The sequence below is a fragment of the Cellvibrio sp. pealriver genome (assembly GCF_001183545.1).
In the GTDB taxonomy this organism is placed as follows: domain Bacteria; phylum Pseudomonadota; class Gammaproteobacteria; order Pseudomonadales; family Cellvibrionaceae; genus Cellvibrio.
In genome coordinates, this window is sequence record NZ_KQ236688.1 from 3,760,951 (window position 1) to 3,778,363 (window position 17,413).

At 49.5% G+C, this 17,413-nt stretch carries 12 protein-coding genes and 1 other RNA gene; 6 read left to right on the forward strand and 7 right to left on the reverse strand.

Annotated features, from left to right (window positions below):
• Positions 1-287: 287 nt before the first annotated feature.
• Complete coding sequence (locus VC28_RS16365; protein WP_053094221.1) at positions 288-1,508, forward strand: MFS transporter; 1,221 nt, start codon at positions 288-290, stop codon at positions 1,506-1,508.
• Here VC28_RS16365 and tsaA read toward each other — a convergent pair.
• Complete coding sequence (gene tsaA / locus VC28_RS16370; protein ID WP_049631590.1) at positions 1,491-2,210, reverse strand: tRNA (N6-threonylcarbamoyladenosine(37)-N6)-methyltransferase TrmO; 720 nt, start codon at positions 2,208-2,210, stop codon at positions 1,491-1,493. The genes VC28_RS16365 and tsaA overlap by 18 nt on opposite strands.
• Positions 2,211-2,564: 354 nt before the next feature.
• On the opposite strand from tsaA, the gene VC28_RS16375 reads away from it, so the two are divergent.
• Positions 2,565-3,509 (forward strand): choice-of-anchor A family protein, encoded by a 945-nt coding sequence (locus VC28_RS16375; RefSeq protein WP_049631591.1) that lies wholly within the window; start codon positions 2,565-2,567, stop codon positions 3,507-3,509.
• 67 nt (positions 3,510-3,576) lie between these two features.
• On the opposite strand, the gene VC28_RS16380 is transcribed toward VC28_RS16375, so the two are convergent.
• Positions 3,577-5,760 carry a metallophosphoesterase family protein gene (locus VC28_RS16380; protein ID WP_082191586.1) on the reverse strand — a complete coding sequence of 728 codons (2,184 nt, stop codon included), beginning with the start codon at positions 5,758-5,760 and terminating at the stop codon, positions 3,577-3,579.
• Between the two features lie 330 nt (positions 5,761-6,090).
• Between VC28_RS16380 and VC28_RS16385 the strand changes: the two genes are divergently transcribed.
• Positions 6,091-8,883, forward strand: coding sequence for a TonB-dependent receptor (locus tag VC28_RS16385; protein WP_049631592.1), 2,793 nt, complete (start codon positions 6,091-6,093; stop codon positions 8,881-8,883).
• A 75-nt stretch (positions 8,884-8,958) separates the two neighbouring features.
• Here the strand turns inward: VC28_RS16385 and rpiA are convergent, their stop codons facing one another.
• Positions 8,959-9,633, reverse strand: coding sequence for a ribose-5-phosphate isomerase RpiA (gene rpiA / locus VC28_RS16390; RefSeq protein WP_049631593.1), 675 nt, complete (start codon positions 9,631-9,633; stop codon positions 8,959-8,961).
• Positions 9,634-9,915: 282 nt separating this feature from the next.
• On the opposite strand from rpiA, the gene ilvA reads away from it, so the two are divergent.
• Together ilvA and VC28_RS16400 are read left to right on the forward strand one after the other, a co-directional pair.
• Complete coding sequence (gene ilvA / locus VC28_RS16395) at positions 9,916-11,430, forward strand: threonine ammonia-lyase, biosynthetic (RefSeq protein WP_049631594.1); 1,515 nt, start codon at positions 9,916-9,918, stop codon at positions 11,428-11,430.
• Positions 11,431-11,786: 356 nt separating this feature from the next.
• On the forward strand, positions 11,787-14,384 hold the full coding sequence (locus VC28_RS16400; protein ID WP_049631595.1) for a family 20 glycosylhydrolase: 2,598 nt from the start codon (positions 11,787-11,789) through the stop codon (positions 14,382-14,384).
• Positions 14,385-14,963: 579 nt separating this feature from the next.
• Here the strand turns inward: VC28_RS16400 and VC28_RS16405 are convergent.
• From VC28_RS16405 to VC28_RS16415, 4 genes are all read right to left on the reverse strand, one after another.
• A complete protein-coding gene (locus tag VC28_RS16405; RefSeq protein ID WP_082191587.1) occupies positions 14,964-15,608 on the reverse strand; it encodes a 5-formyltetrahydrofolate cyclo-ligase in 645 nt (214 codons plus the stop codon).
• Positions 15,609-15,653: 45 nt separating this feature from the next.
• A non-coding RNA gene (ssrS, locus tag VC28_RS19610) (6S RNA) lies at positions 15,654-15,833 on the reverse strand.
• A 153-nt stretch (positions 15,834-15,986) separates the two neighbouring features.
• Positions 15,987-16,292, reverse strand: a complete 306-nt coding sequence (locus tag VC28_RS16410) for a cell division protein ZapA (protein ID WP_049631596.1) — start codon at positions 16,290-16,292, stop codon at positions 15,987-15,989.
• A gap of 67 nt (positions 16,293-16,359) precedes the next feature.
• Positions 16,360-16,566, reverse strand: a complete 207-nt coding sequence (locus tag VC28_RS16415; protein WP_049631597.1) for a TIGR02449 family protein — start codon at positions 16,564-16,566, stop codon at positions 16,360-16,362.
• 230 nt (positions 16,567-16,796) lie between these two features.
• Between VC28_RS16415 and VC28_RS16420 the strand changes: the two genes are divergently transcribed.
• Positions 16,797-17,411: a UPF0149 family protein gene (locus VC28_RS16420; protein ID WP_049631598.1), complete on the forward strand. Its 615-nt coding sequence runs from the start codon at positions 16,797-16,799 to the stop codon at positions 17,409-17,411.
• Positions 17,412-17,413 lie beyond the last annotated feature (2 nt).

The window sequence follows — 17,413 nt, forward strand, 5'->3', positions numbered from 1 at the left end:
CGGTGCAGCGCGTCTCCGGCAGGTTAAGTGGGGGGAGACTGGATGGCCGGGCTTGATACGGGATGAGCGTCGGCGAGGCTGAAAAAGTGGCGCGCATCATACCACAAGCCTGTGCTCGATAAGCAGCTGCTAGGTCGGCCTGGATTGGGATATTTGGCGCAGGTGGTTAGGTGAGTGGTTTTACTCAGCTTGTAGTCAATTTTTATATTACCTGCAGGGGGCGAACTTCTTATAATGCCGTGACCGATTATCTGCTGTAGGTAATCATCACCTTCGAGGTCCAAGGTTTGTCATCCCCTTTGTTATCGCCCGCTGTATCAAACGACGCTCCATCTCCCACTTTTTTTATCGCCCTTCTCGCCATGGGGCTGGGCAGCTTCGCGATTGGTGTGGGTGAGTTTATTTCTATGGGGTTGCTGCCGGAAATTTCTGCTTCGCTGGCGATCAGTATCCCGCAGGCGGGGCATTCCATTAGCGCCTATGCATTGGGGGTGGTAGTGGGTGCGCCGGTGCTGGCTGTGCTCAGTACTGGCCGGTCGCGCACGCGCATGTTGGTGGTGTTGATGGGTTTGTACGCCATCGCCAATATCGCCAGTGCTCTGGCACCGAATTATGAGGCTATGTTGCTGCTGCGTTTGCTGAGCGGGCTTCCTCACGGCACTTTTTTTGGTATCGCCTCGTTAGTCGCGGCATCGCTTGCACCCGCGCATATGCGCACCCGCGCGGTGGCCTATGTGATGCTGGGGTTGTCCATCGCGACGCTCGCGGGTGTGCCGATTGCTACTGCTCTTGGTCAGTGGCTGGGTTGGCGCTCGGCCTTTGTATTGGTGGGGTTGATTGCGCTGGCATCGGCCATTTGCATTATCAAATTTGTCCCTTACGAGGCCCCGCAGGAAGGCGGGCGTGTTTCCCATGAGTTGTCGATGTTCACCAACCGCCAGGTATGGATCACCTTGGGAATCGGTGCGATTGGTTTTGGTGGTTTGTTTTCGATTTTCTCCTACGTCAAACCGACGCTAATGAGCTTGGCGGGTTTGACCGAAATGGGCGTGCCTTTTGTACTCGCACTCTTTGGCGCAGGTATGGTGGTGGGCAATATTTTTGGCTCACGTATGGCCGACCGGGATTTACTCGGCACCATCAAGCGCTGCCTGATCTGGTCGATGGTGGCCTGCGCCTTCTTCGCGATTGTCGCCCCTTATTTGTGGTTGGCGTGTATCGCCGTATTTTGTGTGGGTACCGTAGTGGTGATTGGCCCTGCGGTGCAAATCCGCCTGATGGATGTGGCCGGAAAAGCGCAGACCATGGCCGCCGCCATGAACCACTCCGCGTTTAATTTTGCCAACGCCGCCGGTGCATTTTTGGGTGGTGTGGCGATTGATGCCGGTTTGGGCTTTGCCTCTACCGGTTGGGTGGGGGTGATACTCTCAGCCGCGGGTTTGGCGATGTTTTATTGGATGGTGATTGATGCCAAACGTGCACAGGCCGCATCAGCCGCTGGTCGATAAAAGCCCCGTCACGCAAATGCGGTGACTATCGCCGTCAATCCGGTACTGCCAGCGCACATCCAAATCCAGTAGTTTCATGCCATACACGCGCTCCGGTTCCGGTTGCTGGTACTGCGGGCGCGGGTCTTGCTGCAGTATCTGGGTGATAAGTCCCGCCAGATCAGTACCAGTGTTGCGCTGGTAATCCACGCAAAATGCACGTAATTCATCGGGGATCTCCACGCTGATCAATGCGGGCATACTGGCGGCAAAGGTATTTTTTGCCTCGGGCACGCAATCCACATAGGGCACATAGGGTTTGATATCCAGCACCGGTGTGCCATCCAGTAAATCTACGCCACTGATCTGCACCAGCAGTTTGCCATCGCGTTCAATAATCCCTTCAAAGCGCACGACCGATAAGCCAATCGGGGCTGGGCGGGTTGGCGAGCGGGTCGCAAATACCCCAAGTGTCTTGTTGCCGCCCAGGCGCGGCGGTTTTACTTTGGGTTTCCACTCCTCCCGTTTATTTGCATGAAATACAAACTGAACCCACAAGTGTGTGCAGCCTTCCAGACCGTCAAACGCACTTGGCTCGTTGTAGGGAGGGAATAATTCAATCTGCGCACGGGCAAGTGGTGCGAGGCCGGGTTGGCGCGGAATACCAAATTTCTCCTTGAAACAGGAGTGCACAAGGCCGATGGCGGGAAAGTGGAATTCCATAAACAAGCTGCCGTATTGAGAGAGCTGCACAGGCTAGGCAAAAGTGGCGGCCAGCTCAACCCTAATTTAGACCGGCGCTGTTATTGGAAAGACGCTGCTTTTGGAATGAGCGGTCAGTGTGAAGCCTTGCTTGAGCCCGTGGGTTGACGCAAATTATCGATTGTCTATTCTTATCAGGACAAAAATGTCCTTCGCTGTCATTCTATGGTTGTCGGCAAAATTGACACTTTTGTGTGATGCGGTTCGCAAAAAATAGCGGCGAGCTTTGATGCTAAAGGAAAAAACAAAGCAGGTATGCTTTGTGCTTATTGTCAGATATACAAATAAACGGACATTACTACCAGAGAACTTTTTATGCGTTTTTATTCCAAATTCCTGACGATTGCCGGTGCTGCTTCCTTCTCGGTGATGGCGTCAGCCACCCCGTTGAATGATTACAACCTGATTTTATTCGGCGATTTGAATGTATCTGGCGGTAGCGGCCATATCGAAGGCAAAGCCTTTATTGGTGGCAATGTCGTCAACGCGTCGGTATTTGCGCAGAAAGAGCCGGATAACTCTACTGCTGATACTGTGAAAGTTGTCGGCAACTTCAAGAGCAATAGCGGTACGCATATTGATGCTGGTTATCTTGCTTACGAAGGTACTTTTTCCGGGCCTGCCAATATTTGCAACGGCACGGACATGGGGCAAAGTGGCTGCCTTAAGAAAGTGACCGACGGCTCTTTAAGTGCAGAAAAAGTTGATTTGTTCAACGTGCTGCAGGCGGAATCTGACTATTACAAAGGCTTGGCCAGCTCGGACAATACCGCGTTAATCGGTGACATGAACAATAAAAAGTTCAGCTATACCGGTGGCGCAACTGACCTGGTCGTTTTCAATATCACCGCAGACCAGCTGACCGGACCCCAATGGAGTCTGGATATGGATTTTGCCACCGCCCTGAATGTTGTGATCAATGTATCGGGCACCAGTTTTAATGCGGGCACTACCAAAAATGGTACTAACAGTTTCCGCAACAACTTCAATAATGTGTTGTGGAATTTTTACGAGGCGACCACATTGAATTTTGGCGATTCTTGGTATGGCTCCATTCTTGCGTTAAACGCCACTATTAAAACCAACTCCAATCTGGATGGCGCTATTGCTGCCAAGTCCTATGCGGGTAATGGCGAAATTCATAAAGGCAGCTGGGATTACACCCCGCCAACCGTCGAAGTACCTGAGCCGTCGCTGCTGGGGTTAATGATGGCCGGATTGGGCTTGTTGGGTCTTGGCCGTTTGCGCCGCCGTCGCTAATCAGTTTTTATTTAAAACTAAAATGCCCCGAGCGATCGGGGCATTTTTTTTGCCTGTCACAAAAAAATTATGGCATCGCCTGTTCTGTATCATGCGATGGGGGCGATGGAATGGCTGTTGATGCAATGACTGTAGATGGCTCGGTTGCAGATGAAAGCGATGTAATTTCGCCCGTATCCAGCTGCAATAAAAAATGATCGCTCGGCGCATCGCCAGAAAATTTCACCAGAATATTGATCAGTTTCCCCAAGCGCTGCTGATAAAGAGGCAATGGGTTTTCAACTGTATTGTTGGTTGTAGAATGATTGTTTTCCGATAACAAAAATTGCTGTGCGAGTAGTTGGTAGTGCGCGAATCGTTGCGCACTAATGTCTTGCAGTGCGAGTTGATCTGCACTCCATAAGCGATAAAAGTCCACGCTTAAATCACTGTCTGTCCAGTCGGCAAAACTGGCAAGCGTCAAACCGTTTTTTTGGGCAACAATCTCTGCCTGTTTGGTTGCCAGCTGCCAAGCTTGCCTAACGGCTTCATCGCTATCCTGATCATTTATTGCGGCTGTTAACTGCGCAAGACTAATATCAGTTTTTAATTGCGAGAGAGTTAACAGTTGCATTCCATTTAATTGCATCAATAACGCGCGTATATCCGCAGGCCACTCCTGTGGCAAAAAACGCAAGCGTGCCAGTTCGCGTAAATGCCATTCGGTAAATTGGTGATAATTTTTTGCTTGCAGGATTTTGTTGTCCCAAATGTCGGGCGCATTGATCGATTGCAAATAATTCCATTCCGCACGGTAGTGCGCAAACAATTCATCAAAACGCGGTACTTCTTTTAAGGCAACCGTTTCCACTTCAACTTGTTGGTTCTGTTTAATGGTCAATATTTTATAAGCAGGAATATAAGCGGCAAGTGAAGGTGCTTGAATATTGAATAACACATTGCCGTTTTCACCGCGATACACACCTGTGTCATTAATATGCATATGTCCAGCAACATGAATTTTCAGTCCGGTATCGGCCAAGGCTTTGCTGGTGTTGGTGCTCGGGTTTCGGTTGAGCTGAAATTTTTGTTCGCCCATCAACTGCGCAATATCACCGCCTGCGCCGTCATAAAATTCCAGCATCGGAAAATGGGAAAATGCAATCAGGGTTTTTCCTTGCGCTTGCGCGCGTGCGACAACATCGGTTATCCATTCCAATAAATGGGTTTTGTGGGAAATAACTTTGTTGTAGCCCGCATCGCTTGACCCCATAAAATTATCAGGATCTTGCGCGTTGCCGTTGCTGCCCATTTCAGGTTGGTAAACATTGGCATCAATTGCCAGCAACCATAAACCATCGACGGGCTCTACCAGATAACTACTGTCGGGAAGGTGATAACAATCGCTGTAGTTCGCTTGTTTGTACACTCCGCCAGTACCTTGATGACAAATTTCATAGTGCCGGTTTTCAAATTTTGCTTCGCGTGTAGCAGTTGCAAGATCGTAGTGATTTTTTTGGGCGCTGTAAGGTGTTTCAAAATAGCGATAACCCGCCTTGGGGTAAAAACCGTGTTCGCCCAGCAAATCCATAATGGCGTGATAACCCAATTCCTGCACCTCATCCGAGCACACTACGGGATGCCGCTGCGCTTCATGACGGTGTTTTTTTTGCATTGGGATTTCTTGTATTGGCATTTCTTGAATGGACATTTGTTGTGTGCACAGCGGGTGTTGCTTGCTAAAAATCGGCTGTTCTTTTCCGTCTATACCTAAGTAGTCCTCTTTTCCTGCCGGATGTGAAAACGGCCGCGTTGGATCGTGATTGCCCGGTGCGGCAAAAAATTCAATACCGTATTGGCGGTGGTATTGATCCAGAATGGATTTTAATCCGCGTAAATGTGCCGGTTGGCCGTCATCACTAAAATCGCCGGGCAGGGCAACGTATTTAATGTTGCGTTGGGCAATGTCATCAAGCGCGGCGAGCAGCGCAAAATAATTTTCATTGAATAAACGGGTGGAGTGCAATTGTGCGCGCATTGAGCGAATGCTCGCGTGTTGCGTGCCGTAAGGCGTTGTTGTGGGCAAACCGGAAAAATGATCGCCACTGAAATCGGCATAGATATCGTGGAAATGAATGTCCGGCATAAACGCAATTTGTAGCGCAGCAGTGTTTTGGTTGTTGGTAGATTGTATTTGTTGAGGTGGTTCCGGCGCGCATCCGGTGATGAAAATAAACAGAGTGGATACAACAAAACAGCAATATTTTTTCATGGTGAAAAATCTATAAGCAACATAAAAATCAAGCAGTAGGGCAGTCTACTGCAGAATCGCTACAGTTTTATGACAAGCCATAAAATGAAAACATCACAGAAAACCGGAATATAAAAATAAGAGGATGCATTGTTAATAATTGTTAAATGAAGCGGTGGAAATAGAACAGCAATAAAAATGAAATGCACGCCGTTTATGGTGCCGTGCGTTTCTAATTCCTGTTCAGGAACATCAATCTGCTTGGGAAGTAAAATGGAGTTTTCTCTTTTTATGAGAGCTAGAAATGGTCGAGTGTAGTTTTTCTAACTGTAATAAATAGAGGACGTTAACGTGAGAACTCATAAAAACATCGCAATCCATTCAGGCAGAAACCCATTAAGTGAAGCCGTTTCCCGCATAGTGTTTGGTGCTGCATTGGCAGCGCTATCACTGCAAGGTATGGCTCAGGGTGCTGACCAGCTTGAAGAGATTGTCGTCACCGGCAGCTACGCCAAGAGTCTGGAAAAAGCGATTGATATTAAACGTAATGCGATTGGCTTTTCTGATTCTATTGTCGCCACCGATATTGCCGATTTCCCCGAACAAAACCTTGCTGAAGCCTTGCAACGTATGCCCGGTGTGACCATTGAGCGCAATAAAGGTTTGGGTAGCAAAGTGAATGTGCGCAGCCTGCCCAGTGAATTCACCCATGTTTCCATCAATAATCTTTCTACTGCATCAGGCAGTGGTGGGCGCGATGTTGAGTTCGATATTTTTGCATCAGAAATTATTCAAAGTGTGACGGTTAAAAAATCCCCTACCGCTATCGACGAAGAAGGCGGAATTGCGGGTTCAGTGCTGATCTCAACAGCGCGCCCCTTTGATTACAGCGATGCAAAATTGGTTGTGTCAGCCGAAGGTGCACACAATTCTATTTCGGAAGAAATTGATCCAAAAATTTCTATGTTGGCGAGTAATACCTTTGGTGACTTTGGCGCGTTGGTATCGTTTTCGATGGCGGAGCGCACTAACAGAACCGATTCCAATTCCGGTATTAATTTTCGCCCGCTATCGCGCTGGACTGAAAAAACCGGTTCATCAAAATGGCAAGCCGACCAAACCATCGCCGTGCTTGAACGCGACACCGGCGTAAAAATCAGTGATCCTTTTAACAAGGAAGAAACCAATCGCGTTGTGTTCCATGACAAGATCGGCGATCGCGCTTATTTGAATGAGCAGGACAAGTGGGGTGCAACTGCCGCTTTCCAATATCAACCGAGCAGCACTTTTAGCCTCACCTTTGATGCCATGCTCGGCGGCTACGACAACACCGAAGATGAATACGATGCGGCGGCCTACACAGCTTCGAGCATTAGCGCATTGGAAACTGTTCACGCTTACGACAACACAACGCTCGCCAAACACGGCATTGTGGTATTAACCGATGTTTCCTACGCGGCGACACAACACGAATTCTTGAGCAAAGAAAACGTGCACGAAACTGATTTTACCCAGTACAGCTTTGACATGGAGTGGGAAATTGGCGGGTGGTTAATTGACGGGCTTGTCGGTTATTCGGGTGCAGAAAAAATCTCGGACACCAGCAATTTAAAACACGTGGCATTTGCACCTTCACGCAGCCGTTACACCAATAATGGTGGTGAGACGCTGTTGAGTGCCAATCCAAAAAGCATTGATATGTACAATTCGCCGGAAAAATATTTATTCGATTCCTACGAAGTGAACCTCGAAGCCATTCAGGATGATAAATATGCAGCACAATTGGATTTCACTAAACCCTTGGAATTGGATTTCTTTAGTGCATTGAATCAAGTGCAATTTGGTGCGCGCTATACCGATAAATCCAAAGAGCGCGAGCGCGGAACCAATACCGTGCGCGGGCCCAAAGCCGGTGACAATTCATGGCGCAATGTGCGCACCTTGCAAGACAGCGAGTTGACGCCGGTTTCTGATTTGGTTCCCGGTGGAAAATACTTGTCGCAATCATCCAACAGCCCGCAGTGGTCGCAAGTATCCAACGGTTATGCGCGCGATACTTTCCGCTACGACGGTTTCAACGTGGAATTTGCCGATAGCGAATATTATCGCGTTGATGAAGAAGTCGTGAGCCTCTATGCCATGGCCGATTTCAAATTTGATGTGGCGGCCATGCCGGTGATGGTCAATACCGGTGTGCGCGCAGTAGATACTTCAGTGCTGTCGTTTGGTTATCACCAAATCCAGAATGCAAACGGCTCTACCGGTTATACGCCAACACCCATTTCCAAAGAAGGCAATTACAACGATGTACTGCCAAGCCTCAACATGAATATGGAATTGCGTGAAGGTTTGATGTTGCGCGCTGCGGCATCGCAAACGTTAATGCGCCCGGCACTGGGCGATATTGCGTACAAACGCACCGTGAGCTTGAATGATTTTAAATATCGCGATGGCAACCCGGATTTGAAACCTACCTATGCTGACCAATGGGAACTGGGTCTGGAATGGTATGTGGGCGATAACGCACTCTTCGCTGCATCGTATTTTGAGAAAAAAATTGAAGGCGTAGTGCGTGAGTCACTCACCGGCGTTGTAAAAGATGTTACTAAATACAACGCTAACGGCACTATTGATGGCGTGTACGATTTTGAAATTTATCAAAAGGTAAATGCGGAAGGCGATTACGATGTGTCGGGTGTGGAATTGATTGCACAATTTCCGCTGACGATGCTGCATGAATCACTGGACGGTTTTGGTATCAACGCCAACTACACCGCGCTGGATAATTCACTCACCGGTGAATCGGATTTGGATATTCCGGCACCGCCGGAAGGTTTGGCAGATGAAACTTACAACCTGACGTTCTATTACGAAAATGATTTGTTTGATGCGCGCATTTCTTACAACTACAAAGACAAGTATGTTGAATATATCGCGAGCGATATGTATCCGGTCTACCGCGATGCTTACGGCCAAACGGATATTTCGCTTGGATACCAGGTGACCGATGCGATCAAAGTGGTGCTTGAAGGTATTAACATGACCGACGAAGAAACCAGCGCTTACACCATTGATCCGTCATTCCCATCGATGTACGAATTTTCTGGCCGCCGCATTAGTCTGGGCGTGCGCGCTGATTTCTAAGCAGTAACAGAAAACAGAAAATAAAAAAGGATGCTCCGCGAGGGGCATCCTTTTTTGTTTTTTGGGCAAACAGGCCTAGCGTGGATACAGGGTCTTTACCCCTTCGGCAGTACCCAACAAAAGCACATCGGCACCTTTGGCGGCGAACAAACCGTTGGTCACTACGCCGGTAATCTGGTTGATGCGGTTTTCCAATCCCACCGGATCGATAATCTGTAAGTTGTGGACATCAAGGATCACATTGCCGTTGTCGGTGACCACGCCTTCGCGGTACACCGGCGTGCCACCCAGTTTGACCAGTTCGCGTGCGACATAAGAGCGCGCCATGGGGATCACCTCAACCGGTAGCGGGAACTTGCCCAGCACATCGACCCATTTGCTGCCATCGGCGATACACACAAATTCTTTCGATACCGCGCGCACGATTTTTTCGCGCGTCAAGGCCGCACCGCCGCCTTTGATCAAGTGCAGGTAGGCGTTGCTTTCATCCGCACCATCAACATACACCACCAGTTCGCTCACCGAATTGCAGTCGAGCACATCGATACCGAGTTTTTTCAAACGCTCGGCGGAGGCATCAGAGCTTGCGACAGCACCGGCAAACAGGGATTTGATCTCGCCCAGATAATCGATAAAAAAATTGGCAGTAGAACCCGTGCCGACACCAATAATGGAGTCGTTGAATAATTTGGGTTTGATGTATTCAATCGCGGCGCGCGCGACAGCTTGCTTGAGTTGGTCTTGAGTCATGGTGGTCTCTGAATTGTGCTAATTCTGTGGTGCTAATAGTTAGGTACGCCGACTACAAGGGGTTACCGGTCAAGACACGCCGTAAACCCATCCGTGGGGGCTTGTCTTCGACATCCCTGTCTCAGACAGTCTTGACCGGTAACCCCTTGCAATCGGCTGATCGTGAAATCCTGGTAGGTTCTCTAAAACAACTTCGCAATAGTATACGGATTTTCGCCGTGCCAGCGGCGGCCAAATTGTTTACACTGCGGTGACTTTTTCACTTCATTATGCAAAACAATCATGCCTGAATCCTATATAAAACGTATCCTCAACGCCCGTATCTATGATCTGGCGATAGAAACCCCGCTCGATGAAGCGCGCTTGTTGTCAGCGCGTACCGGCAATAAAGTCTTGCTCAAGCGCGAAGATTTACAGCCGGTGTTTTCATTCAAATTGCGTGGTGCGTACAACAAACTGCAGCAACTGACCGAAGAAGAGCGCAGCCGCGGTGTGATTTGCGCCTCGGCAGGCAACCATGCACAGGGTGTCGCGCTCGGCTCGCAGCATTTGGGCATCAAGGCGACTATTGTGATGCCGCGCACTACACCGGCGATCAAAGTCGATGCCGTCCGCGCGCGCGGTGCCAAAGTGGTGTTGCATGGCGATAGTTATGACGAAGCCTCTGCGCACGCGAAAAAATTGGTGGAAGAAAAAGGCATGACCTATATCCACCCGTTTGATGATCCGGATGTGATCGCAGGCCAGGGCACCATCGCCATGGAAATCCTGCATCAGTATCCCGGCAAAATTGATGCGATTTTTATCGCCGTCGGTGGCGGCGGTTTGGCGGCAGGCATTGGTGCGTATGTGAAATACCTGCGCCCGGAAACCAAAATTATCGCGGTGGAATCGGAAGAGTCGGCGTGCCTGATGGCGGCGATGGAAAAGAAAAAACGCGTTGTGTTGCCGCAGGTTGGTATTTTTGCGGATGGCATCGCGGTTGCGCAAATCGGTGAGGAGACCTTCCGTGTGCTGCGCAAGGTGGTCGATGAGTGCATGACTGTCACTACAGACGAAATTTGTGCAGGCATCAAAGATATTTTTGAAGATACGCGTTCCATCGCGGAACCCGCTGGTGCGACCAGTGTGGCTGGCCTGAAAAAATACGTGGCGCAACACGGTATTACTGGCCAAACGCTGGTGGCGATCGACTGCGGTGCCAATATCAATTTTGACCGTTTGCGTTATATCAGTGAGCGCACAGAAATTGGTGAGCAGCGCGAAGCGATTCTCGCGGTGACGATTCCGGAGCGTCCGGGTGCCTATAAAGAGTTTTGTAAGGCACTGGGTAAGCGCAATATCACCGAATTTAATTATCGTTACGCCGATGCCAAAGACGCGCGCATTTTTGTGGGCGTGCAAGTGGCGGCAGGCGGAAAAGATCGCGCTGATTTGGTCGAGGAGCTAAAAGCCCAGGGTTATGATTTGGTGGATATGACGGAAAACGAGTTGGCGAAATTGCATATCCGTCACCTTGTGGGCGGCCACGCTCCGCAGATCACCGATGAAGTGCTCTATCGCTTTGAGTTCCCCGAGCGCCCGGGTGCGTTGATGACCTTCCTGAACAAAGTGGCCGGTCGCTGGAATATTTCGCTGTTCCACTACCGCAACCACGGCTCTGCTTCGGCGCGCGTGTTGGTGGGTATGCAGGTGCCTAAAAAAGATTACAGCGAATTGAAAGCGTTTTTGAATGACCTGAATTATCCCTTCTGGGATGAAACCAAAAATGAGGCTTACAAGTTCTTTCTTGGGTAATTCTGCGATTTTTTGTTATACCCTCGTCGTCATTCCCGCTTGCGGGAGCCGATAGGCCAGCATAGCTAATCCAGCCTTTGTTAACGCCTATGGATCCCCGCTAGCGGGGATGACGACTCCCTCCCTATCTGCCCGACCCAGAATTACCCTGCATTTTCCGCATCCCTGTCTATTCTTAAGTCTGTTCTCCAAAGGGTTAATTTATGTTCAGAGACTGGCGTATGTGAATTTATGGTGTAATCTGGACAACGTTGTCAAAAAATTTGCATGTCAAATCAACCCATTAAAACGACTTCAGCTATACCAACTTAACTGCAACATTAACTACAACAAACATATAGGCAGGAGCATTGCTAATGAAATCTGCAGGTCAACATATCGCTGCGCGTTTAGGCGCATTGACGCTGGCGTTAGGGCTCGCCCAAAGCGCCTTCGCTGGAAACCTTAGTCAGCAACAACTCAGTGAATTTGCGGGCAAAGCCCAGCTGCGCTTTGGTGTTGTAAACAATCTGGGCGCGAAACCGCAAGGGCAAGTGAAGCTGGTCAATGACTCAAGCGCTGCGTTACCTGCAGGGCAGGGCGATTGGCGGATTTACATTCACTCGGTGCGTAAATTGGACCCTGCAACGGTAGAAGGTTTGAGCCTGCGCCACATACAAGGCGATTTGCATGAGCTTGCACCAACCGCATCCTTCAAGGGGCTCGCAACAGGTGCGACGCTGGTGGTGCCCTACGCCGCAAGTTCAAGTCTGGTGAGTTATTCCGATTTTATGCCGCGTGCATTTATCGCCCAGCAAGGATTAACAACAGAAATTTTTGCCAATACCAATACTGAAAACCTCAGTGAATTCGTCGAGCCGTTTACCAAGCCGGAACAACTGCAACGCTTTTCACCGGATCTTTATCCTATCGCGACACCTACTACCCGTTATCAGGATAACCTTGCGGTCAATACTGCTGCTGCCAAGGTGGATGCTGCTCCCAAAATTATCCCGACACCCGCCGATGTGAAATATCGCAAAGGTACGGCGGTGATCGATAGCAACTGGAAAATCAGTTACGCAGGCCGCCTGACGGGCGAAGCAAAATACCTCGCCGACCAGCTTAAAGCGGCGGGGATTACCATGGCATCAAGCCCGGCCCAAGCCAGTGCGGCAGGCGGCGTCACTGTGTCATCGGCTAAAACAATTGAATTGAAAGTGGATGCCGCGGTGGGCGACAGCGAAGCTTATAGCCTCAATATCGCAGCTGACAAAATCACTATCGTCGGCAGCGACAACGCCGGTGCGTTTTACGGCATTCAAAGTGTGTTGAGTTTGTTGCCCGCGCAATCTTCCGCAAGCCACAGCTTGCCGCAACTGACTGCCAATGATGCACCACGTTATCGCTGGCGCGGCATGATGTACGACATGGGGCGCAACTTCCATGGCAAGGAATACACCTTGCGTTTGATCGAGCAAATGGCGCGTTACAAGCTCAACAAACTGCATTTGCACCTTACCGAAGATGAAGGCTGGCGTTTGCAAATCCCTGGCTTGCCTGAGCTGACCGATGTCGGCGCGCATCGCTGTTTTGATCTGAGCGAGCAGAGCTGCCTGCTGACCCAGTTGGGTACCGGGCCACACAAAACCGGTTCAGGTAACGGCTACTACACCACCGAAGACTTTATCGAAATTTTGAAATTTGCCAGTGCGCGTCACATCGAAGTCATTCCGGAAATCGATATGCCTGGTCACGCGCGTGCCGCAGTGAAATCCATGGAGGCACGTTACAAAAAGCTGCTGAAAGACGGTAAAAAAGCCGAAGCTGAGCAGTATTTGTTATCCGATCCATTGGATAAATCCCAATACATGACGGTGCAAAATTACACCGACAACTCCATCAACGTGTGCTTGCCATCAACCTACGCGTTTGTAGACAAAGTGATTTACGAATTGCAGCAAATGTATCGCAAAGCCGGAACGCGATTGGTGACTTTCCATATGGGCGGCGATGAAGTGGGTGCAGGTTCCTGGACTGCGTCACCTGCGTGTAATGCTCTCTTTGCCAAAGGTGAGATGGGGGTTGCTGGCCCTGCGGATCTGAAACCCTACTTTGTCAGTAAAGTGGCGGCTATCACTGCTGCGCGTGGTTTGGACTTGGGCGGTTGGGAAGACGGGTTGATGTACGATCCTAACAACACTTTCAATCGTGCCCAATTTGCCAACAAACATGTACTGGCAAATGCGTGGGACAACATTTGGGAGTGGGGTGTTGCTGACCGCGCGTATCGTTTGGCAAACGCCGGTTATGAGCCGATTATTTCAGCGGCAACCCATTTGTATTTCGATCACCCGCACGAAGCTAATCCGGAAGAGCGTGGTTACTATTGGGCTGCGCGCTACACCGATGCCTCCAAAGTGTTTGGTTTCATGCCGGACAATCTCTACGCCAATGCCGATAAAACCCGCAATGGTGCAGCGATTGAAAACTTGGAAGCCTTGGTAGGGCGCGCTATGCCAGCGCTGGAAAAGCCCGAGAATTTGCGCGGTATGCAAGGCCAAGTCTGGAGTGAAACTATCCGCACCGGTGCGCAAATGGAACAGATGATTTATCCGCGTTTGATTCCACTGGCCGAGCGTGCATGGCACAAAGCGTCATGGGAAGGCGACAAGCCGGATGCCAGTGAGCGCCTTGCTGATTGGGCTGCATTCGCCGTGCAATTAAGCACCAAGGAATTGCCGAAGCTCGCTTCATTAGGCGGTAGTTTTTATCTGCCACCACCGGGTGCAGTGATTGAAAAAAGCCAATTGTTGGCCAATACATCCTTACCCGGGCTCGCAATAGAAATCAGTTTGGATCAAGGCGAAACCTGGACTTCCTACACCGGCGCGCTGTCAGTCAAGGATAATCCAGTATTGCTGCGCAGCCGCCTTGGCGATGCAACCAGTCGTGTCGTAACCGTTGCTCCCTAAGCGGGAATAACGTGTTTGGTGAATAAAATATTCGGCGCAAGGATGCGTAAATCGTTAATTGACGTTATGTGATTCGCTACAACCAAGCGAAAAAAAACCATGATTTACCGGTGTTTTTGCGCTGCCTTTCATCAAAAGTATGGAAAACATCGGGAAAAACGCACTTTTTTGCTAAAAAAGTGCGTTTTTTTGCGGTTTTTCGTGGGTAATTGGTTTCCTTCTGCTAAATCCTTGCCTATTATTTATCCACGCCACAGCCTTGGGCTGTTTTGTGGTCGCTTATAAAAGATGTTGTTTTTTTAAAATAATATTGCGCAAGGTTACCACCATGAAAGTCGATGTTCTCTCCGCTGTGATCTTGATATTTTGTGTAGGAGTTTGCATAACGCTGTTAGATGTAGGTGCTTTGGTATCGTTTGCGGAGGCAGCAGTAGAGTCAGCCTCTGAATAAACGGATACAGTTGTACCGGAAAAATCAGGCGATAAACGGAATTTTCGACAACAACTCCCGCTCTTGCGGGAGTTGTTTTTTGTGGCGGGCAATTTTTGTTTATTGATGTTTTTTATCGACGTGTTTTTTTATTGATGCGTAAGCAGAATTTCTTGTTCCGTTGCGATAGCAAACAACGGGATATCCCAAGCATCTGTCGCGAGTGAATCAACTTCCTGGCAACTGTGCGCCAAGCCGATCAAATAGGGTTTGCCTGCATTATTTTTTTGTTTAAACGCAAACGTTGTATCGTAAAAACCACCACCCATCCCCAAACGCGCCCCGCTGCGATCAAACCCAACCAACGGCATAAGCACAACGTCCAAGCGCTGTGCCGGTAGTTTATGGTGCTGGCGAAAATCCGGTTCGGGAATGCCAAAGCGGTTCTTCGCCAGTGTGGCATCGGGTGTGTACTCCACAAACCACAGGGCTTTGTTTTTATCCGGGCGTAGCACCGGTAAATAGCAGTGCTTATCCATCTTCCACAGTTGTTGAGCCACCGGTGCCGGGTCAATTTCTCCATCGTTTGCAATATACAGTGCGACATGACGTGCACGCATGAATTGCGGCAGCTGCATTAGCTGGCGCAGCAACAGCAGTGACGCATGTGCTTGTTGTGTGATGCTCAGGGCTTTTCGGCGCGAACGCAATTCACTGCGCAAAGCCGATTTGGTATGTGCAGTCTGTGCGGTTTGTGAAGATGTTAGCAGTGATGAGTCAAGCGGATCGGCCATAAACAGCCTTGAACAATCGTGAAGAAAGAAAACAGAAGAGAATTAAGAGACCCCGAAATGCCGCTTACCAAGCTGGCCTTGAACCCAAAGGTTCAAGGTGGCGATACCTGTGGCTTTTTAGGCTTTCCGTCAGGCGGACATGCACACCAAGCTCAAACGAGATACTGCCGGGCTAACATTTATCGGCTCAAGGACATTGTTGGATTGCAAACATTCCAGGGCGTGATGTCAGTATAACCCAGAGTTACCGGTTATTCGCAAATGAAATTATGCTTGGGTTATATAGCCGTTTAGTGATTAATCGTCTTAAACGGGGCTGGAAAAAAGTCGCTATTTGCGCTTATGGTGATTTTTAATCCAAGTTGCTTTTAATAAACACTACTCTCGATCCAAACCGGAAAGGGTGCGATCCAATTTCTCGTTCAGACGCAATAAATTAGATTGGTTAGCTGATCCACTTGTTCCGCTGGAGGCAGTTTTGGCCTGCAGCAGCTCATGGCTTAAATTGAGCGCAGCCATGACTGCAATGCGCTCAAGGCCGATGACAGCACCGGTACCACGGATTGCTTTCATGCGCTCATCCAGCAATTGCGCTGATTCCACCAGCGCCTGGCGCTCCTCACGCGGGCAGGCAACTTGATATTCCTTATCGAGGATTTTTACAAAAACAGTTTCGTTGCTCATGGCGTATTCTCGGGTGCTTTTTATCGGGTACTGTGCGCGGGTACTTTTTCTCGGGTGCTTTTTTCAGCTATTCAGCATCCAGATTGCGTAAATGGGTGATCATGGCCTCAACGCGGCTGCGTGCGAGCTCATTTTTTTCGATCAGCCTTACACGTTCGCGCTGCCATTCATTTTCACGCGTTTTAAGCTCGGCATTCTCTTGCTGCAGGCGATTGCACAGCAGGATCAGCTTATCCAGCTTGGTTTCGAGGGCGAGTAGCAGATCGTCAGACATGATAATAAGTAACCATAAAATAGCGCAGGTTGCCCACTATATTGTGCGGCCCGCAGGTGGTCAATCATAGAGCACAAGTTAATGTGAATTCGAGAAGATGGTTGCTATCAAGCGATAAACAAACAGGTTTTACTTGAGGTGCGTCAACCTTGGAATTCGCTATATAAAAAGTTTGCGGAGCCGCCAAGGGCAATCGTGATAGCATTTGCCCATTGCGATGAGAGGCCTACATGACTGAAAACACATCCCCCGAGCAACTGCTCACCCCCCTTAATTTCGATGAACTCGCCAACCTGTTGGCTCCCTTGGGCACATTGAATAGCCCCTCTGAATTGCACGGACTTTTATGTGGCAAGTTGGCGGGTGGTGCGACGCTGAGCGAAACCCATTGGCTACTGGAAGCCGTTGAATTCCTCGATTTTATTGCTGCGCCCGATGAGCGTGTGCGTATCGCGCTGAGCCGGCTGTATCACACCACCAATGATCAGCTTCAGGGCCAAATGAGTTTGAAATTGATGCTGCCTGACGATGATAGTTTGCTCAGTGAGCGCGTGCGTGGTTTGAGCGAATGGTGCCACGGTTTTCTGACCGGTTTTGGCAGTGTTGATCATCAGGGTAAACGTGTGATCAATGAAGAATTTGAAGAGATGTTGGAAGACATTGCCAATATTGTCCAAATCCAGGCCGATGACGAAGAAGATGAGGCCAGTTCAGAGGCGGATTACATGGAAGTGACGGAGTACGTCCGTGTTGTGGTCAACTCATTGTATTTTGAATTTTCGGCTGAGCCTGCTGCGCCACTTGATCCATCCAGCAGCGCGCCTGCATCTGATTTGTTGCATTGACT